This is a genomic window from uncultured Campylobacter sp., from assembly GCF_938045465.1.
Taxonomy (GTDB): domain Bacteria; phylum Campylobacterota; class Campylobacteria; order Campylobacterales; family Campylobacteraceae; genus Campylobacter_B.
In genome coordinates this window covers 1-2053 of record NZ_CALIBF010000075.1, presented here as the reverse complement: position 1 = coordinate 2053, position 2053 = coordinate 1, and the positions used below count along the sequence as shown (strand labels likewise).

1 protein-coding gene and 1 pseudogene are annotated in these 2053 nt (G+C 46.1%); both read right to left on the bottom strand.

Annotated elements, in window-relative coordinates; genetic code table 11:
• A pseudogene (locus Q0413_RS03640) lies at positions 1-315 on the bottom strand (1-acyl-sn-glycerol-3-phosphate acyltransferase); the annotation flags it as partial.
• Positions 316-779: 464 nt separating this feature from the next.
• A complete protein-coding gene (locus tag Q0413_RS03635; RefSeq protein ID WP_298062272.1) occupies positions 780-1382 on the bottom strand; it encodes a CDP-alcohol phosphatidyltransferase family protein in 603 nt (200 codons plus the stop codon).
• Between the last annotated feature and the right edge of the window lie 671 nt (positions 1383-2053).

Genomic DNA, 2053 nt, shown 5'->3' with positions numbered 1-2053 from the left:
CATTTGCGCCAGCGCCTCCAGCGGGTCTTTACGGCGGCTGATTAGCACCATGTTAAACACGTTTTTAGCAAGAAATCTGCGCACGGGCCCGCTCTCCCAGTACTCCGTCGCCGCGACTGGGCGCACGCGCTTTCTCACGCGATACGGCAGCGAGACGAAAATCAGCAAAAAATCGCCGTGACTGGCGTGGTTTGCATAGTAAATTTTAGTACCCTCGCCGATGTTTAAAAGCTCCTGCGGCGGCCGTACGCCCGTGATAAATATAGTAATACGGCAAAGGATAAAATCAAGTGCTACAGCTAAAAACTCTTTCATCTTGTATCCTTTTTACTCTTTTACTTTTCAAATTCACTTTTTGCGGTGCCCTCAATTTTACGGTTGCGTGCAGCGAATAAGCTTCTCGCCCATCATGCCGAAAACGAGCGTTTAGACATGAATTTGAGGCGATTAAAGCTGATACGGTTTTAAGTAACGCCTGCAATTTGCCGCTTTTGCTACTTGCCTTTAATTTCACCGACTTTGATAAAACGCTCGAAATCAACCGACGCGTTTTGCGCGCCTAGCGTCTTTTAAAGCGTCTAAATTAAGCGGACAAATTCGCCGTGATATTTTATCCTCGCCTCAAAAAATCTCGTAAATTTAAACAAGATCAAATTTATAATTATTGCGTGCCCGCGTCGAGGCGAGCTTAAAACTTTTGCAATTATATCAAATTTAGGCGAATTTATCTTGCGTCGATTTTAGAGATAGCTATTAAATTTATCCTCGTCCGAGGCGCCTTATTCCACGCTTTTTAGTCCCATCCTTACGCGGTTTGCACAAGTAAGCGCAAGTAAAAATATCGCGGCGTAAAGTACCCAGCTAAGCCACTCCGGTAGTCGCCCAGATAGCGCATATACCGTACCGATAAGCCCGAATATAAACGCGCGGTCGCTCTTGCCCATAGGCCCGTCGTATCGCCTGCCGCAACCGTGCACCTGCCCTAGGACGCCCAAAAACTCACTCATAAAAGATAGAAAGATAACGAGCGCGATAACGCCCCAGTCAAACGGCGCCACGAAGGCAAACGGCAGATACAGCGCGGCGTCCGAGATGACGTCCGTGGCTTCGTTTAGGTAGCCGCCCAGCGGGCTTTTTTGATTAAGCTCGCGAGCCAGCATGCCGTCGATGGCATTTAGCGCCATACGCAAAAACATCCAAACGGGCAGCAGAAAGAATAGCGTCGAAATTTCGGCGAATTTTATCAGAAGTCCGCCCAGCAGAACGGAAATGACGCAGGCTGTGATCGTGACTTGATTTGCGCTGACGCCCGCGCCGTAAAGACGTCTTACTAACGGACGAAGTAAATTTTGAAATTTGGGCTTTAGCTCGTAAATCGTCATAAGGACTCCGAAAATTTGATTTTCGTATTGTCGCTTAAAAATGCTTGGAGGCAGATTAAATGTGTGGTCGGCTTTTGTGTGAGCTTTTTAATCGTCGATTTTTAAAAGCATTAGGATGGCGAAATGAACGATGAAAATATGAGTAAATTACCTCTTCTATCATTGCCGCGATCGGCACTTAATTTTTTTGACGCGGGCTCGCGATGGTAAAAGTAGTGTTTGCGGCACGATTATAGGCAGCGTGGTAATCTCCTTATGGAAAGCGTACGGTGCAATCATCGCCATATCAGTATCCATCTTTGCTCAATTCCTCTATGCGGACCGCAAAAATTTATAAATCGCATGGAATTTCGTCGCGATAGGTTTCAAACTTCGCTCTCCGCCGCAAATATAATAGACCTTGTCGCGAAAATTCTAAATCATAGCGGCGCCGAGCCGGGAAGAGTACTTTTAAATTTTAAAATTTCGCGGCGGCGCAAAGCCTCCGTATTTGCGGATTTAAGGTAAAATTCAAAATTTAATTCTGCCAGATATTTTCGTTTAATTTTAGACTTTTTACTATGGATAGAAAGAATAAAAGCTCGTGCTTGATAGACGCGGCAGGACCTGCGCTAAGTACGCTGCGATCTACGCTAGGCTCGAAGCTATCGTGTCCCGTGCGGATGAAAATA

Bases quoted from the DNA above. Each gene is read 5' to 3' on its own strand.
- Q0413_RS03635 (WP_298062272.1), bottom strand. From the start codon at position 1,382: ATGACGATTTACGAGCTAAAGCCCAAATTTCAAAATTTACTTCGTCCG.